At 53.7% G+C, this 14389-nt stretch carries 13 protein-coding genes and 1 riboswitch; of the genes, 8 read left to right on the top strand and 5 right to left on the bottom strand.

All coding sequences use genetic code 11. The features are described 5' to 3' along the window. The first annotated feature begins 18 nt into the window (after positions 1-18). The 5 genes from AC2TEM_RS16175 (at position 19) to AC2TEM_RS16155 (ending at position 4675) form a co-directional block, all read left to right on the top strand. Positions 19-498, top strand: coding sequence for a copper chaperone PCu(A)C (locus AC2TEM_RS16175; RefSeq protein ID WP_480856307.1), 480 nt, complete (start codon positions 19-21; stop codon positions 496-498). Next, a complete protein-coding gene (locus tag AC2TEM_RS16170) occupies positions 498-1124 on the top strand; it encodes an SCO family protein (protein WP_480856306.1) in 627 nt (208 codons plus the stop codon). Before AC2TEM_RS16175 ends, AC2TEM_RS16170 begins: the two co-directional genes overlap by 1 nt. Next, the gene (locus tag AC2TEM_RS16165; RefSeq protein WP_480856305.1) at positions 1121-2488 is read left to right on the top strand and encodes a peptidoglycan DD-metalloendopeptidase family protein; all 1368 of its coding nucleotides are present in this window, start codon (positions 1121-1123) and stop codon (positions 2486-2488) included. Before AC2TEM_RS16170 ends, AC2TEM_RS16165 begins: the two co-directional genes overlap by 4 nt. 76 nt (positions 2489-2564) lie before the next feature. Then, complete coding sequence (locus AC2TEM_RS16160; protein ID WP_170391782.1) at positions 2565-2756, top strand: hypothetical protein; 192 nt, start codon at positions 2565-2567, stop codon at positions 2754-2756. 23 nt (positions 2757-2779) lie between these two features. Next, positions 2780-4675 carry a penicillin acylase family protein gene (locus AC2TEM_RS16155; RefSeq protein ID WP_480790559.1) on the top strand — a complete coding sequence of 632 codons (1896 nt, stop codon included), beginning with the start codon at positions 2780-2782 and terminating at the stop codon, positions 4673-4675. Positions 4676-4867: 192 nt separating this feature from the next. On the opposite strand, the gene AC2TEM_RS16150 is transcribed toward AC2TEM_RS16155, so the two are convergent. Beyond that, entirely contained in the window at positions 4868-7210 is a 2343-nt protein-coding gene (locus AC2TEM_RS16150) for a heavy metal translocating P-type ATPase (protein ID WP_170424849.1), read from the bottom strand. Between the two features lie 186 nt (positions 7211-7396). On the opposite strand from AC2TEM_RS16150, the gene AC2TEM_RS16145 reads away from it, so the two are divergent. Beyond that, complete coding sequence (locus tag AC2TEM_RS16145; protein ID WP_170424852.1) at positions 7397-7669, top strand: hypothetical protein; 273 nt, start codon at positions 7397-7399, stop codon at positions 7667-7669. A gap of 41 nt (positions 7670-7710) precedes the next feature. Here AC2TEM_RS16145 and AC2TEM_RS16140 read toward each other — a convergent pair whose 3' ends face one another. After that, positions 7711-8373: a L,D-transpeptidase gene (locus AC2TEM_RS16140; RefSeq protein ID WP_170402530.1), complete on the bottom strand. Its 663-nt coding sequence runs from the start codon at positions 8371-8373 to the stop codon at positions 7711-7713. A gap of 215 nt (positions 8374-8588) precedes the next feature. After that, positions 8589-8801, top strand: a riboswitch (cobalamin riboswitch). A 76-nt stretch (positions 8802-8877) separates the two neighbouring features. Here AC2TEM_RS16140 and AC2TEM_RS16135 point away from each other — a divergent pair. Beyond that, positions 8878-9561 carry an energy-coupling factor ABC transporter permease gene (locus tag AC2TEM_RS16135; RefSeq protein WP_170392744.1) on the top strand — a complete coding sequence of 228 codons (684 nt, stop codon included), beginning with the start codon at positions 8878-8880 and terminating at the stop codon, positions 9559-9561. A gap of 105 nt (positions 9562-9666) precedes the next feature. Here the strand turns inward: AC2TEM_RS16135 and AC2TEM_RS16130 are convergent, their stop codons facing one another. The 3 genes from AC2TEM_RS16130 to AC2TEM_RS16120 all read right to left on the bottom strand — a co-directional run bounded on the left by AC2TEM_RS16130 (position 9667) and on the right by AC2TEM_RS16120 (position 13621). Next, positions 9667-10290 (bottom strand): transglutaminase-like cysteine peptidase, encoded by a 624-nt coding sequence (locus AC2TEM_RS16130; RefSeq protein WP_480790560.1) that lies wholly within the window; start codon positions 10288-10290, stop codon positions 9667-9669. Between the two features lie 1237 nt (positions 10291-11527). Continuing rightward, positions 11528-11863 (bottom strand): M48 family metalloprotease, encoded by a 336-nt coding sequence (locus AC2TEM_RS16125; protein WP_480790574.1) that lies wholly within the window; start codon positions 11861-11863, stop codon positions 11528-11530. Positions 11864-12718: 855 nt separating this feature from the next. After that, on the bottom strand, positions 12719-13621 hold the full coding sequence (locus tag AC2TEM_RS16120; protein WP_170424855.1) for a LysR substrate-binding domain-containing protein: 903 nt from the start codon (positions 13619-13621) through the stop codon (positions 12719-12721). 112 nt (positions 13622-13733) lie between these two features. Between AC2TEM_RS16120 and AC2TEM_RS16115 the strand changes: the two genes are divergently transcribed. Further along, positions 13734-14357, top strand: coding sequence for a glutathione S-transferase (locus AC2TEM_RS16115; RefSeq protein WP_170424858.1), 624 nt, complete (start codon positions 13734-13736; stop codon positions 14355-14357). Positions 14358-14389 lie beyond the last annotated feature (32 nt).

Genomic DNA, 14389 nt, shown 5'->3' with positions numbered 1-14389 from the left:
GCAGTAGCGAGAGGTACTATGAGACTCACTGCAAAAAATACACTTCTGGCAGGTGTGCTTGCCGCATTCGGCACCACTGCCATTCTATCGGCACCTGTACTGGCAGGGGGCGGCGATGTTGTCGTTGAAGATGCCTGGTCGCGCGCTTCAATTGGCACCAACCGACCTGGCGCCGCTTACATGACGATCAGCAACACCGGCAATGAGGCCGTCACGCTGACGTCTATCCGCACCGATCTTGCGATGATGCCCGAGATCCATCAGACATCGACCAATGCAGAGGGCGTCAGTTCCATGGCACCAGCTGGCGAGCTGGAAATTGCGCCGGGTGGTTCCGTAGCGCTTGAGCCGGGCGGGCTCCACGCAATGCTCATGCGGCTGCAACGCCCTATGACCGAAGGCGAGAGCTTTACGCTGACTCTTATCTTTGCCGATGGGGCAGAAAAGACTGTCAACGTGCCGATATTTGGCATTGCTGCGCGAGGCCCTGGGAACTGATGCAGCGGCGACGCGTTCTCAAATTCGGGGCTGCTGGACTTGGTGTAATCGGCCTGACACTCTTTGCTGGATGGTGGCAAGTGGATGGGCCGGGAGCGGCTCAATCTGATCGCCTTCGTCCCCTTGCGTTGTCGGGCATGAGTTTTCGCATGGTCGATCACGAAGGGACTACCGTCACCCCGCAATCGCTGGTCGGACGTGCAACAATGGTGTTCTTCGGCTTTACCTACTGCCCGGATGTTTGCCCGACGACTCTTTCGGATATTTCCCTCTGGCTGGATGATCTGGGCAATGACGCGGACGAGTTGAACGTCGTGTTCATAACCGTAGACTCTGAAAGGGACATAGTCGAAGCCATGGCCGATTATGTCAGCTACTTTCATCCGGCTATTCGCGGTTGGGTCGGTGTTTCGGACCAAATCGCGCAAGCCGCAGACGACTTTCGCGCCACTTATGAAAAAGTTCCCATGGAAGATGGCGACTACACAATGAACCACACCGCAAGTGTTTTTCTGTTTAACCCCACAGGCGAATTTGTCAGCACCATCGACTATCATGAGCAGAGAGAGTTCGCTGTGCCCAAGATCCGTCGCGCTTTGAAAAGTGGAGCGGATACAACATCATGAACGCACGGTTTCTAGCAACCTCGGCGATCACGATCAGCAGCGTCTCGATTGCTTCGATCATGTTCATTGCCTCGAACAGGTCTGAAATGACGACGCCTGCGCCCACGGTCTTTCAGGTGCCCAAACTTCCTGCGGAACCGCAGATCACATCGGCTCCGTTGCTGAACGTACCATCGGCAGAACTCGTTCTAAGCCCCGTTTCGTTTCGACCTGCTCAGCCGGTACCCATTCAGGCAGAGGAACCTTTGCCACCTGTTGAACCGCCTTCACGAACATGGACGCGCGAGCTTGCATCGGGTGACACACTCGACAGTATGCTGTCTGACGCGGGGATCAACGCAACCGATCGCGCCGAAATCGCACTTGCACTTGGCGCTGAATACGACTTGCGGCGCTTGCGGCCGGGTCACTCGATAACAGTCGTTGCAACGGCAGCAGATCAACTGCGGAGTGTGGAGCTCGCCGTGGAAGATGGCGTGAGAATTGAAGTGACACTTAGCGAGACGTTGTCCACGCGCGTGGTCTCACCGGAACCCGACACTGTCATTCTGGCCCGCAAAACAGAGATCGAAACTTCGATCTCAAATGCTCTGGGCAGCGCAAATATCCCGGTTCGTTTTGCGGTGGATCTCGCTCAGATGCTGAGCGGGACAGTGGATTTTCGGAGGGACCTGACAGGTGGTGAAGCTCTCCGCCTTCTCTGGCGTGAAAAGAGCATTGATGGCGAGAAGGTAGGCCAGTCCGAGCTCATTTTTGCAGCGCTGGAAGTGGATGACCAACTTTACGAAATAGCATGGCCAGACGCCGAAAATGGCCGCGCCACAATCTATGTCGATGGTGAGCTTCTTCGCGTCTTCTCGCAGCCAGTCGAGGGCGCGCGCCTGAGTTCAGTCTTTGGTCGGCGGAAGCACCCGGTCTACGGAAATGTTCGGATGCATACAGGTGTCGATTTTGCTGCCGCACGTGGTACTCCGGTGCATGCGACGGCCCCGGGCCGCGTGTCTTATATTGGTTGGCGCGGGGGGTATGGGCGTGTGGTCGAAATCGCTCATGGATCGGACACGGTCACGCGATACACGCATCTTAGCGCAACCGCCGATGGTCTGACCAAAGGTCAGCGCGTGGAGGCGGGCCAGGTGGTTGGTCGTGTCGGGTCGACCGGCACCGCGACCGGCCCAAATCTTCATTATGAAGTATTGGTCGACGGGCGCCCGACAGACCCGCTTTCTGACGATCGACTTGCTGCCGCTGCGAATGACAAGGTAGAAAACGAAGCAGCGCAAAAGCGATTAAGTAGTGCACGGGCACAGCTTGAGAAGCAGCTGGGCGATCTCACTGCCAAGAAACGCGAAGCTAACTCGTGAGAGTTCTTTCAGAACGCCTCCAGACGCGCGGCTATCAGTTTGACGATTTGAACGCCTGAAGTGAACTGCACCGCAAATGAACAAAATCAGAGGATGTAAGATGATGGCAATCGCGGGTGCCTTGGTTGGCGCCGTTTGGGGTGGGGTCCTGGCAAAGCGCCGGAATGGCAACAGCCTTGATATTCTTCAGTATGCTGCAGGATACGCCATCGTTTGTGGCCTGATTGCGTTCTTTCTGTCGATCGCAGTTGTGCGTCTGATTTCCTAGGCTGATCCGAATGGTGGTTGAAATTGAAAGCGCTGCTCAGGATTGTGCTTGGGTTGGTTCTTGCAGCCCTGTTCATCGCTACCGTCTGTTTCGGCACGGCTACATATCTCATGCTGGCTTCTCTTCCGGACTATGAGGAAGATTTTAGGTTAGAGGGTTTGAAAGATTCTGTGGACGTCCTGAGGGACTCAATGGCGATCCCACATATCTCGGCTTCATCCCCGTCCGATGCCTATTTCGCACTTGGTTTCGTTCATGCGCAGGATAGATTGGGTCAGATGTTAAGGGAACGACGGTCCGCTTCGGGTAAAGTACCAGTTCCGCGATATCGCGATATAGATCCAGTTTTGTTTGAAATGCTGATTGCCTATGCAGCCGGTGTCAATGCCTGGATCGGGGAGGTGTCAAAAGGCCGGCGTGGCCGGGGGGCACCAGAACTGTTGTTGTACGATGAAAAGAAAATCATGGCCTGGCGGCCAGAGGATAGTCTCAGAATAACTCAACAGTTTCTAGACAATCTGCGGGAGACAGAGAGTGGCGGCGCGTCAATTCCAGGCGACAGACCGAAAACACCTGGATTGATCATGAACACGCCAAAAGCTCGGCTGGGAGCCTGGGCATTGACCAGTGAACGAACGGTTTCCAATTCCCCAATTCTCGCGGTCGAGGCTAGCGGGCCGCTTTCGCTCCCATCAACCTGGTACATGGCTGATCTTCAATTTCCCTCGGGGGCAGTAGCAGGGGTGACTTTGCCCGGCGTTCCGTTCGTTGTTCTGGGTCGTTCAAATGACGTTGCTTGGGCCTTGGACTCAAATGCCGGGCAACCTGAATTGCAAAACGGCACATCCGAATGGGTAGATAGCGATATCTTTTTGAAAACTCTTTACCGACTGACACAGGTAGTCACCGCAAAAGACGCCGTGAAGTTGATCTCTGAAATGCCTCTGTTCGGGTTGGAGACCGTCGTTATTGACAAAGAAGACGTCATGACCTGGCCGGGCATCTCCGATGAAGATGCAATCCTGCTTCGGCAGCAAAGGCTCAAAGAACTTGATGCGCGCCAACGCGTTTTTTCAGTTGATGGTGTTATGGCGGTACAACAAGATACCGTTAGTTCAGCAGCGCGTAGCTTGTTGCCTCTGATGGCAGCGGACTTGTGGCGTTCTGAACCCATGATCCCCGCAACCGACGACCCGCTCGATGGAATCCGAGAGGATGCCTTGAACCGCTTAGCTGAATGGAACGGTGAAATGGATCGTTTTTCGCCGGAGCCATTGATATTCTGGGCATGGACGCGTGCTTTGCAACGCCGATTTCTACAGGATGAATTTCCTGCGGCGCGTGATTTGTGGACCAATCCGAATCCATATTTTCTTGCCGCGGTTCTTTCAAATAGAGACGAGGCCGCGATGTGGTGTGACAATCGCACCTCAACTCGTGTCGAAACCTGCGACGAGTGGATCGTTCTCGCACTCGACGATGCGCTCGTCTGGATAACCGTGCGCTACGGTCTCGACCTTTCTTCGTGGAGCTGGGGATCTGAACACGTTGTGAATCTGGATTGGTCTGCGGTTAGCCCAGCCGGATTCCTCAATGGGTTGTTATCTGTGCGGGAACCGAAGTCCGGAGGACCTTATTCATTGCTCTCGTCTCAATTCGGGATGTCTGACGAAAAACCGTTTGCAACAAATATCGGCACGAATTTTCAGGCCGTCATGTCTGTTTCAGAAGACAAAGGCTTCTTTTTCCTGTCACCATCCGGGCAGTCGGGACACCCGCTTTCGCGGTTCTACAAGAATTTGTTTTCTTCATGGATGCGCGGTGATTATAGGATGATGACAATGGATCTGGCAGTAGCAGAGGGTGGGGCTGTGGGGCGATCCAAACTAACCCCCTACATTCAGGATGAAGTTGACTGATTAAAGTGCGGCGCCGGGAAACCAGATCAGTGTCAATGTCCCTCATCTTCAGGATGAAATGCCACACAAAGCCCAGGACTGATTGATATATCGGGCACCACGCCACTGTGATAAATTGCGAAAATCGGCTGTGGGATGCTGATTTCAGTGGGCATCCCACAGCACACGCGATCTTAGGTTCCGCGCGCCTGATTACTGCCCATGCGCCAATTCAGCATTTTCACCTGGCGTTCCAACGGTTTCTGTTCCTGTTGAGTGTTTGTTACCCTCGGAGGCTTTCAGAAGCCGCAAGGCGTTAGCCACAACCAGCAAGGACACTCCGACATCTGCCGCGATTGCACCCCACATTGATGCCAATCCAAAACCGGTAAGGGTCACAAACAATGCTTTGGTCGCAAGTGAGAAGCCGATGTTCTGACGGATGATCGACATGGTTCGACGTGAATGATCGATCAGCCAGGGTACTTTGCCGATGTCATCAGTCATCAGAGCAATGTCTGCAGTCTCAATAGCAGCATCAGATCCAACTGCACCCATCGCAACTGCATAATGTGCCCGAGCCATCGCAGGCGCGTCGTTGACGCCATCGCCGATCATCGCAACCATCTCGTGCTGTTTTGCCAGCTCCTCGATCGCAGCGACCTTGTCTTCCGGCAGAAGCTGGGCCCGGATTTCGTCGATGCCGACTTCGGCTGCTACCGCTCTCGCTGTTTGTTCGTTGTCACCAGTCAGCATGATGATTGACTTCACGCCCTGCGCATGAAGCCGGGCAACGATGCTTCGGGCTTCGGGGCGAATGCGGTCCCGCAGCTCAAGCAAACCGGTTAACCCGTTCTCATCCCCGACAACAACAAGTGTGCTTCCCGAGCTTTCGATTTGGTTGCGCAACTCGGCAGGGATGGACACGCCAAAGCCTTTCTCTACAGCGAAGCGGTCGGAGCCAAGCCAGATATCTCCACGCTCGGTACGGCCTTCCAGACCCCGACCGGGAACAGTTCGGATGTCTTCAGCCGCGGATATCGAAATGTCGGTCTGTTCTGCCTTGGTCAAAATGGCGCGGGCCAGCGGGTGTGAAGACCGAACCTCAAGGCTGGCAGCGCTCGCCAACAGCTCCTGCTCGGATGCGGCGCCCAGCGGATAGACATTGGCCACTTCAGGCTCACCCATGGTGATCGTGCCTGTCTTGTCCATGGCCAGTGCGGTGGTGCGCCCGGGGGCCTCGATATATGCGCCGCCCTTAATCAGAACCCCAGCCCGGGCCGAAGCGGTCAAAGCCGCAACGATTGAAACCGGTGTGGAAATGACGAGCGCACAGGGGCAGGCGATAACCAGCAGAACAAGTGCATTGTAAAACCAGAAGCCCCACGATGCGCCAAATGCAAGCGGCGGGATCAGGGCGATGGCCACTGCGACGACCATAACGATGGGCGTATAAATCCGCGCAAATTTTGTAACCCACTGTTCAACCGGCGCGCGGCGAGCATGAGCATCACCGACCATCCGGATGATCTTGGCAAGCACGGTGTCTGACGCTGTTTTCGTCGCACATATTTTGAGGGTGCCCTCACCATTGATTGTGCCGGCATAGACCTCATCACCCAGCTCTTTGGGAATCAGCGCGCTTTCACCTGTGATTGGAGCCTGGTCAACGGCACCAGCCCCTTCGATGACTTCCCCGTCAAGTGGAATGCGATCCCCACCCCGAACGATGAAGCTGTCACCGACAAAGACATCCGCCGCCGGGACCGTTGCCTCAGAACCGTCAGCACGAACCAGCCGAACCGTCGGGGGGGCCAGATCAAGCAGTGCGGATACCGCGTTCCGAGCGCGTCCGACACTCCAGCTTTCCAGATAAAGAGAGAGCGAGAAGAAAAATGCTACAGTTGCCGCTTCAAAAAACTCACCCAGAGCGATGGCACCAGCGACGGCAACAACCATCAGAAGGTTCATATCCGGCGAAAGTCGACGCGCCGAAGACCAGGCCTTAGGGGCCACCAGCCAGACGCCAAACAAGATCGCGACCGCGAACAAAGCTGCCTCGGGCAAAGGCATCGGAACCTCACCATGTCCCGAGAACAGCCCGAGCGCACCGCCCATGCCGGTTTCGAAAATGTGCCAGCCAAAACCCGCTGCCCAAAACCCTCCGCTAAGAGTGGTGAACCGCCGCTGACGTGCAATATGCGCCGCCTGGTCCTGGGCGGCATTTCCGTCATCCCATGGTTTGGCGGTCATACCAGTACTGGCAACCAGCATCATGACATCTTCGTCAGATAACTTGGAAGCACTTTCAAGAAGCGTCATCCGACCGTTGATCACATCAAATGCGAGATGCTCTTCACCACCTGCTTTCGGGCCGACGACACGGTTCAGGATCGCCACCTCTTCGGCGCAATCAAGGCCAGAGACCTGAAAGCTTCTACCACCTTCAGGAATTGGACCGGCGGGGGCGATGTCGCCACACCCGCCACTACCGCATGCGTGGTGACCATGTTTGTTTTCGTGGCCATGGTCGTGGCTATGGGTATCGGATGACATGATTGGACCTCAAGAATCTCTATGGTCCTTTGTAAATAGTTCCTACAGTAACTAGAGCTTCAATACCTTTTATATTTTTTTCATCCGGGTTCTTGGCCTGCGATATTGTTAGTTCATTTCGTCTTGCGGGCCGGCCGTGTGGATGCAATCTAATTGCAGATGACGCAAAAAATTTGGAATAGATCAATGCAGAAACGGATCGCAATTACCATCACGTTAGTCTCGATTACGGCTGGTTGCTCAGCCCAGTTCACTGGGGCCAAAAGCAAAGCATTTGAACCAGGCAACGTGCCAGATTCGGTCGTAGCGCTGGCAGGGCCGGCGCAGGATTTGACCACAGCGCGCCTCCTGCCCGAAGACAATTGCTTTTGGTATGAGCACAGCGGACCCGTCGAGACGACATTGGTACCATTGCGCGCGACGAATGGCGCTCCGATCTGCATTGCGCGCGACGCCTGATCGAAATGAGGGCAGCGACGTCCATGTACGCTGCCCAATATTCATGAGCGGGCTGTGACGCTATCTTCGGCAGAGTATAGGAAAGCGGTCGAGCCGGTTTTCACGTTTGGGTAGAGGTCATTGATATGAGCCATGATCATTCGCACACATCCAGAACTTGCGCGACCGCCGATGCTTCTTGGCTCAGGCGTGCCGTGAATTCTGAGATATGTGTCTCGGTCTCCAACGTATAGATAAAGGGCACGAGAGCCGAGAGCATTATTCGGCCCGGGCTCCATGCCATTCCGGAATTCCGCGTATTCGGGGTTGCGCTCGATCATTGAAGCGGTTGGTGTCCAGTGTGGCCATTCGACCTTTCGGCGGATAACATAGGTGCCGGGCTCGTAAAGGTTCCCGCGCGCGATCGCTACGCCATAGCGCATTGCGGTCCCGCCTTCTTCGATATGATAGAGATAGCGCGCGACGGCATCCACATGGATGTCACCTGGAACCAAACCATCATTTGCCGCGACGCGTCTTGGTAAAAAACGGTCATGAACACCCCACGGATTTGAGGTCATTGGATCGTAACCAATTGGCGTGACCTGACTGTCCCAATAGGTCTTCTGCGATGCGGTTGGCCAGGTTTTGGCGATCAATGGACTGGCCGCAGACGCCGAGAACAGCGCTGTGGTGGATTGAATGAAATGGCGCCTTGTAAGCATAGGTCTCGTCCTGGTTCACAAGTTTAACGTATTTGGATCGCACTATCGCGAATTAATCCGAATCTTAAAGCCTCTAGCAGCTAGAGCTTCAAGAGGTTTCAGGTAACGCTTGGTTTACCCTGTCGATCAAGTGACCGGTTGCGTGAATCCTGCTTCGGTCGAGTTTACATTGGAATAGGTCGCAAAGACAATTGACACAGGCGAAGCCGCCATTGTAGCGGTGAATTGTTTTCGGTTCCTGATGGCGGAAGCCAAAAGGATTAAAAGGGAATACGGTTCGGTGTTTTCAATGGCGCCAATTCCGTAACTGCCCCCGCAACTGTGAGCGGAGAGCGATGCCAAGACACCACTGGTTCGTAATGGAACCGGGAAGGTTGGCGGAGCGAGCACCCGCGAGTCAGGAGACCTGCCGTAAAGCGCCGGGCTATGCCCAGACTGAACCTGTCGGCCTTACGGTCGATTCAACCTGACAAGCCGCCGGGTGAGGCGGTAGGGAGAAAGAACATGCATATCGAACCGGGCATCGTGAATGGTGCCAAAATCGCGCTTTCCTATGTTACCGCCGCAGGTGCGGCTACTTACGCAGCGAAAGAAACGTTTTCCACATTGCGTGCGAATGGACCTGCATCTTTTGTTATGCGCTCGGTGCTCGCCACCGTTGGGGTTTTCCTTTTCTTCGAAGTCCTGCCGCATTTCCCGGTTGGTGTCTCTGAAGTCCACTTCATCCTGGGGTCGACGCTGTTTCTGCTTCTCGGTGCTGCACCCGCGGCTTTTGGATTGGCAGCTGGTCTCCTGATTCAGGGTGTGTTTTTTGCCCCGTTCGATCTTCCGCAATACTTCATCAACCTGACCACCCTGCTGGTGCCGCTGTTTGCGCTACAAGCACTGGCCAGCCGCATCATCGCACCCGGCACAGCATATGTTGACCTCAAATATGGCCAAGCTCTTGCGCTGAGTGCGACGTATCAGGGAGGAGTAGTCGCATGGGTTGGGTTCTGGGCCTTCTACGGCCAGGGTTTCGGCGCAGAAACCATGGCGTCGGTTCTGTCCTTTGGCGGCGCTTATATGCTGGTAATTGTCATTGAGCCGATTGCTGATCTGGCAGTACTTGCGGCAGCCAAGGCAATGCGCGGTTTGAACAGTACAGGTCTGGTGACTCCGCGTTTGTACAACGCTGCGAAAGCTTGACCAAAGTTTGAAGCGGTGTCCTAAACTTGGGTTGCCGCGAAACAACCAGTAGTCGCAGGACCAAAATTTTATTGTGGCGCGTCTCGAAGGCGCGCCACATTGTTTTTAGCCGCTGGAAACCTGCACCCAACGATCAGGGTGATTTGGGTCCTGTATTCGTAGGAAAAGATACCTCGTTTCCTTCCAAGATTTGATCCTGTTGGTGACGTTGTCCAGAATCAAATCGCCTTCACTCGAGCGATAAACTAAAACTGCATGGCCACTGCGATTGGTGTCTAAGACAGTTGCAATAAGTAGCTTCGTAGGATCCAAGCCGTTCTGCATTAGTTCAAACTTCTTTTGCAAAGCGAAATCTTCGCAATCCCCTGACCCCTGCATTGGTAGTGTCCAGTATTCCTTTGTCCCGTATTGGTTTTGATCCGAAACGGCGCGGATCCTCCGATTGACGCGCAAGTTAATCGCTTTAACGATCTGTTTCTCCCGCGCTTCTGGCAGACCAGAAGTACGAGTATTCGCGCACGCCCACGAATAATCTTTGCAGAGTGATTTGGCACCCGATGGCGCCTGAACCTCTCTATCTAGTTTGATCCAGGGAAGCTCAGAAGCTTGCAATGAAGCGGCGGAGACAAGGTAGCTGCATATGATACAGGCCAACGATAGATAAACTGGTAACCTTTCCGAGATTTTTTTCTGAGCGGAAGTAGGTTTTGTCATATCTGCTTTCCCCATACTCGTTTCTCCTGGGTATCTGAAGCTACCGAGCCAAGAGAACTCTATTTCAATCTTTTATGTTCATCGACGCATTACAACAGCTTATTCAATTTAAAATGCAGAGCAGCAAAGTTCGCGAGCGCGCAGTTTTAAGTCGTGATTGCATGGGTGAGCTTAATTGAGATTCTTGCAGCGGCATATAAGAATGCCGACTAGTAGTTCTGGGTTGGAAACGCTTGAGGTTTGTGGCGGATTTGGATGACGCGATTCACTGATTTGTTTATGTTTTGGCATCGATCGAGTTTAAGGCCAGTGACGTTGAACAGTTTCCTGTTGAAGGTCACACTTATCTTACCCAACCGTCATAGTCGGACTACACTGTAATGAATGTTCGAAATCAGATGAAACTTCGAAGTCGGACATCTACTAAATATGACCCTTAGTATTATACTTCAATCCAAACCCACCATTTAGGACTACCGCAGGCAGTTTCGTTTGATCCGGCTTCCCTTTCGGATAATCAGAGCTGAATTGCAGTTCAGACAGCGATGCAGCTTGTCGCAGCTAATCTGCAATGTGGTGAACGCCGGGGCGAGGTGAGGCTATTCGATGGGGGTGGTGCGGCCTCGGCCCTGCCCGATAGGGTTGCCCGAGTGAGAGGGCAGTGCCCTCCCCGTGACGGTCTAGGGCGTTTGGTTTGCATAATCCCTGCTGGTCCAAGAAAGGGAAGCGACGGAGAGGATGAACGCCACCAAATTCGATTGTTACATATTGCTAAACTGCAAAAATGACAGCCGACCCAATTCTGCCGTTTAACGCGACATGTGAATGCTGCAGCGCGGCCCGTCGAACCTTCCACTCGGTGCTTGTGCGAGATCATGGATTGATTGAAGTGGCGATACGCGCACCAAAGCTGCCCTATGCAGGAGCGGCTGTTGCTGACTCAGTATTCGCTCGCGGAGACAACGCTGCCATCGCGGAAGTATCGCGTGTGTCAGTAGAGCCCTCATTCAAAGCACCTTGTTTACTTACGTTTGAAACAGCCCGTTCGCCACAGCCAAGTGCGATATCCGTAATAGCGCACCCGTTTCTTCAATTTCAGGAGTCCGACCACGTGAAGGGCCGGCAGCTGTGGTGAATTGGCGATGACGATGCTGCGTCATGGTGCGTCAGGTTGATCATTCTCTGCAGCCGCGGAATCATGGCATGCTCGATCTCAAGCTTTGCGGTCGTGCAGAACCTGATCTCAAATTAGTCAACGACCGATCTGAGCCACTGTGTTTTGCACTGCATAGTATCGTTGAGCATTGGGAGGATGCGTCCCTAGAAAACGATCACCAGGATCAGGGACTTGTACGAAATAGAGCGCACCTTTGAGTGGATCATAGCCTGCTTTGTAAGTTATCTCCGTGCCTAGCCGATCAGCTTCCAATTCGAAGTCCTTCGAATAGCTGCGACCACCAATAAAGGCTCCAAGGTCTTGTGCTGCGGCGATGTCATTTGGTCCAGTCCCGGCGATTGTTGCTAGACCAGCAAAAATAATCGCACCAGCTGCCGCATTTTGAGCACGGCGTGCCAAATGCCCTTGGATATGGTGGGCAGCTTAGTGTGACATAACAAATGAAAGTTCATCGGTGTTGTTCACATCTTTTATCAGAGCTTGCGTCATTGTTATTACCGGGCGCCCCGACTTGCTCAAACTCTGATACGCGTTAGAGGGTGCTTGCTTGTTAGGATGTATTCGGATCAGAAAATCGCAGTTCGCACCCTTTGTACGGCGGCGACATTCTCGCTCTGCCACGGGCTCAACTCGAGAGGCGACTTGACGGAATCTTACTTGTGCCTGCTGTGAATTGACTGGGGTGCTTACGCGACTTGATATTGGGACGGGTGCAGAGGGATGAGGCGCGGATGACACGCATCCCGCCAGCATCAAAATAACTAGTACCAATACAGTTCGCTTCATAAATACAAAATTCCAATGAACGAGAATACCGAAATAGAGATCGCAATCTTCGATACACTTACATCCAAATCCGAGAATAGTTTCTCTGTGAATTGTTATTCAATAACACTGGAGATTGTCCGTAGGCGGAACCTGATTCAGCTGGCGCCAAAACGGGAAGCACCGTAAATGCCTTTGAATCGGAGGACCAATTGATCCGCGACCCTGTCACTAATGACGTGAACCGCATTGAACGACACATCTCCCCCTATTCCCACTGTGAAACGGCTTGAATTATATCTGCTTCGCGGTGAAGGGATTTCTGCGAGCGCACGCGCAGTTCTTTGGATGCTTCCAGTATGGGCTTACTGTCGACGTCCCAAAAAGTCGCATTGGCGGCAAGTCTCAACCTAAAGCGTAAGTTGTTCAAGATATACTGGAAGCAGGAGCTTCAAAGGAAGCCGCATACCGTAACGGTTTTTATTAACCGGTTTTGCTTCATCACCCCTTTAAGTCAGAGCAAAGCGACGTGTCGCTTGCAAGATGATCAATAAGGGCGCGCACGCGGGTCGTCAGTCGGCGATTCTGCGGAAAAAGTGCGGCGACCACATAGGGTGTAACGCGATTCTCGGCGAAGAGCTCGACCAATTCTCCTGTCTTTAGAGCTTCTGAAACGGTGTAGGCCGGACAACGGGCAACCCCTATTCCCGTGGCTGCCAGCCGTGCTGATGCTGCCGGTGCATTGGCGCGAAGCCGACCGTTAACATGGACCGCAATTTCCCGACCTTCTAAATCGAAGCGCCAGATCGTAGGATCCGTCATGTTGCCGTCTAAAATGCACTCATACGTCTCCAGTGCACGTGGATGCGCCGGTATACCTGTGCGCTTCAAATAGTCTGGAGATGCACAGACTAGCAAAGGCATTGGGCCAAGCTGGCGTACTCTAAGTGAACTGTCTCTCATCGGTCCGATGCGGATCGCGAGATCCAGACCTTCGTCAATAATTGACACCCTTCGATCCGAGAGACGAAGGTCGATTTCAACTTCCGGATGCTGTGCGGCGAATACCGCAAGAGAAGGCGCGAGCCGCACCGATCCAAATCCCGTCGGAGCCGAGATATGGATGACACCGCGTAAAGCCGTTTGTTGGTTCCTGACGGTTTCTTCCAACTCGTCGAACCCGTCAAGAAGTGGTTCACACATCGCCAGATACGTGGCGCCGACATCCGTCAGGGATACACTGCGTGTGGTTCTGTTCAGAAGCTGAACGCCTAGCGCTTCTTCCAGATCCGCGACGTATTTGCTAACCTGCCGCGCGGATCGTCCCATACGCTGTGCGGCAAGTGTGAAAGAGGCGTTCTTTGCGACAAGCGCAAAGGCTCGCATGCGGTCAATCTTATCCATAGCTTATTCCGCCCCCTCAGGGCCTAAACTTTCTCAAAAATTGACGATTATCGCGCAATTGTGCAAGTCGTATCTGTTTTGGTAAATGACCAACCCCAGCAGGAGCCCTTAAATGTCAAACCCGGTTCGTATTCATCACTTCCCCAAATCAGGTCACGCGCATCGCGCTTTGGTTTTTGCTAAGCTCGCAGGGATTGCCCATGAAGCTGTCTTTGTAGATCTCGCCGCTGGTGAGCACAAAACGCCTGACTTCCTTGCCATGAACCCGAATGGACAGGTGCCCGTGCTGGAAGATGGCGACGCCGTCATTTCTGACTCAAACGCAATATTAGTTTACTTAGCCCGCAAATACGCACCCGACTGGATACCAAGTGATGCCGTAGGAGAAGCGAACGTTCAGCAATGGCTGACACTCGCTGCAGGTGAAATTGCATTTGGCTCATGTGCTGCAAGGTTGATTACGGTGTTTGGCGCACCTCTGGACGAGAACTTTGCAGCTGCAACCGCGGCGAAAGCAATGCAAAAACTGGAATTTGGGCTGGACGGTCGCGACTGGCTTGTTGGCGATCAACCGACCATCGCTGATGTTGCGGCCTATTCCTACACAGCCCATGCGCCAGAAGGGAATATTTCACTCGCGCCGTACCCGAATGTCCGTGCCTGGATTGCAAGGTTCGAAGCGCTGACCGGTTTTCAAGCGATGCCAGCCACCGCCGTTGGTCTTGCTGCCGAGTAGTTCAATGGACATTTGCGAAGGCGAACGAAGCG

Source organism: Ruegeria sp. HKCCD3925, from assembly GCF_057221175.1.
Note: the sequence above shows the minus strand (reverse complement) of the source record. Positions and strands in the feature narration are given on the sequence as shown.